Source organism: Thermosulfurimonas sp., from assembly GCF_015491435.1.
Taxonomy (GTDB): Bacteria; Desulfobacterota; Thermodesulfobacteria; order Thermodesulfobacteriales; family Thermodesulfobacteriaceae; genus Thermosulfurimonas_A.
Map to the genome: position 1 here is coordinate 1 of NZ_WFVX01000137.1, position 2,240 is coordinate 2,240.

4 protein-coding genes are annotated in these 2,240 nt (G+C 60.5%); 1 reads left to right on the forward strand and 3 read right to left on the reverse strand.

Annotated elements, in window-relative coordinates; all coding sequences use genetic code 11:
* Positions 1 to 492: aminotransferase class III-fold pyridoxal phosphate-dependent enzyme (locus F8J34_RS06230; protein WP_297057244.1), on the forward strand; the 492-nt coding region annotated here is incomplete at its 5' end.
* Between the two features lie 35 nt (positions 493 to 527).
* Here F8J34_RS06230 and F8J34_RS06235 read toward each other — a convergent pair.
* The 3 genes from F8J34_RS06235 to F8J34_RS06245 all read right to left on the reverse strand — a co-directional run.
* On the reverse strand, positions 528 to 983 hold the full coding sequence (locus tag F8J34_RS06235) for a hypothetical protein (RefSeq protein WP_297057245.1): 456 nt from the start codon (positions 981 to 983) through the stop codon (positions 528 to 530).
* Complete coding sequence (gene greA, locus F8J34_RS06240; RefSeq protein WP_297057247.1) at positions 980 to 1,450, reverse strand: transcription elongation factor GreA; 471 nt, start codon at positions 1,448 to 1,450, stop codon at positions 980 to 982. The genes F8J34_RS06235 and greA overlap by 4 nt, the downstream gene beginning before the upstream one ends.
* 13 nt (positions 1,451 to 1,463) lie before the next feature.
* A partial coding sequence (locus F8J34_RS06245; RefSeq protein ID WP_297057249.1) for a 4-hydroxybenzoate octaprenyltransferase occupies positions 1,464 to 2,240 on the reverse strand: 777 nt, incomplete at its 5' end.

Sequence of the window (2,240 nt, forward strand, 5' to 3'; positions counted from 1 at the left end):
GATGTGTATAAGAGACAGCTTCCGGTGGGGGCCTACGGGGGACGGGCCGAGATTATGGACCACATCGCTCCCGAAGGGCCGGTCTATCAGGCCGGGACCCTTTCGGGGAATCCCCTGGCGGTAGCCGCAGGGCTTACCACCCTGCGCATCCTTACCCGCCCCGGGACCTATGAGAGGCTTGAGGAACTTTCGGTAAGGCTCTTTGAGGGTCTTTCGGAGGCGGCCCGCGAGGCCGGCCTTGAGGTCACCGGAAACCGGGTGGGTTCCATGATGACGCTCTTTTTCCGCGGGGGACGGGTCACCAATTTTGCCGAGGCCGCGGCCTCGGACACCGCCCGCTACGGGGCCTTCTGGCGGGCCATGGTCAAACGCGGGGTCTATCTCGCCCCCTCCCAGTTTGAGGCGGCCTTCGTCTCCCTGGCCCACACCGAGGAGGAAATCGAAAGGACCATTGAGGCCGCCCGGGAGACTTTCCGGGAACTTGCCTCCTAAGGCGGGAGTTCCGGGGGGGCACGCCCCGGGCCGGCTCATCTTTGCAGTTTGAAGGTGGCTCGCAGTTTGAAGAGTTTGCGGGCCGGGAAGTGACGGAATTCGACTCCCAGCTCCCGGGAAAGGGCGGCGAGCAGGTTCTCTATGCTCTCAAAATCCCGATCTACCAGGGTGAACCATATGTTCATGCGGTGTCTGCGGAGGTAACAGTGGGTTACCTGGGGATGTTCCGCGATCCGGCGAGCCACCTCCTCGGCCCTTTCCGGGGGTACGGAGGCTGCGGCCAGGGTGGTTACAAATCCCAAGCGACGGGAATCCGGGCTGGCCCCGAGATGCCGCAGGACGCCTCGTTCCTTCAGGGATCGCAGCAATTCCAGAACCTGGTCCTCGGTAAGGCCTAATTTTTCTCCCAGCCGGGCAAAGGGCCGGGGTTCCACCGGAATTCCTTCCTGCAGCAAATCCAGAAGCCGTTTCTCCGTGTCTCCGGTAATCAAACCTTGATCTCCAGGATCTCGAAGTGACGTGTGCCGGCCGGGGTGCGTACCTCGATCTCGTCGCCGATTTCCTTTCCGATCAGGGATCGGCCCAGGGGAGAGGTCACGGAAATATGTCCCTTTTCCACCTCGGATTCATAGGGCCCTACCAGGCGATATTCTATCTCCTCCTCGGTATCCAGATCGAGAAGTCTTACCCGTACCCCGAATTGGACCCTTTGCGGGGGTTCCTTGGGGGGATCGATAACCTCCGCCCGGGCCAGACGATCGGTCAGTTCCTGAATCCGTCCCTCGATATGGGCCTGTCTTTCTTTGGCGGCTTCATATTCGGCGTTTTCGGAAATATCGCCGTGGGCCCGGGCTTCCTCGATGGCCCGAACCACCTCCCGTCGTTCCACGGTCTTGAGGCGTTCCAGCTCCTCCTTCAGGCGCTGAAACCCTTCCGGCGTAAAGGGAATCCGTTCCATAGGGCCTGTCTCCTTAGCCGATTAGATATTCCAGTGCTACTCCCAGAAATATTATCACGCTTATGGCCCCGTTAAAGGTGAAAAAGGCCATATCCAGCCCGGAAAGATCCTTTGGGTTTACCGTGACCCTCTGGGCGATGAAGAGGATCCCGGTAAGGGCCAGGGCCCCGTAATAGATATAGGAGAGCCCGAAAAGGTATCCGGCCAGAGCGAAGAGTCCGAAGGCCAGGGCATGACACAGGGAGGAAAAGCGGAAGGCCCGCCGGCGACCGAAACGGGCCGGGATGGAGTAAAGCCCCACCTGACGATCAAAGGCCTCGTCCATGCAGGCGTAAAGGATATCGAACCCCGCCACCCAGAAAACCACCCCTAGGGCCAGAACGAAGATACCAGGGTCACGAAAGGCCCCGGTAACCGCCACATAACCCCCCAGCGGAGCGAGAGCCAGAGCCGCTCCGAGAAAGATATGGCAGAGCCAGGTGAAGCGCTTGGTGTAGGAATAGGCCAGAATGATCAGGTAGGCGATGGGAGAGAGCTTCAGAGTCAGCTTGTTGAGCCCGGCGGCGCAGAGATAGTAAAGAAACGAGGCCGCAAAGAAAAGCGCCCAGGCTTCTCCCGGGCTCACCAGGCCGGTGACCAGATGCCGGTTCCGGGTGCGGGGATTTTCGGCATCATAGGGCAGATCCGCTAGGCGGTTGAAGGTCATGGCCGCGGTCCGTGCCCCTACCATACAGCCCAGAATGAGAAGTGCGGTCTTTAAGTCCGGAAACCCCCGGGCCGCAAGCACCGC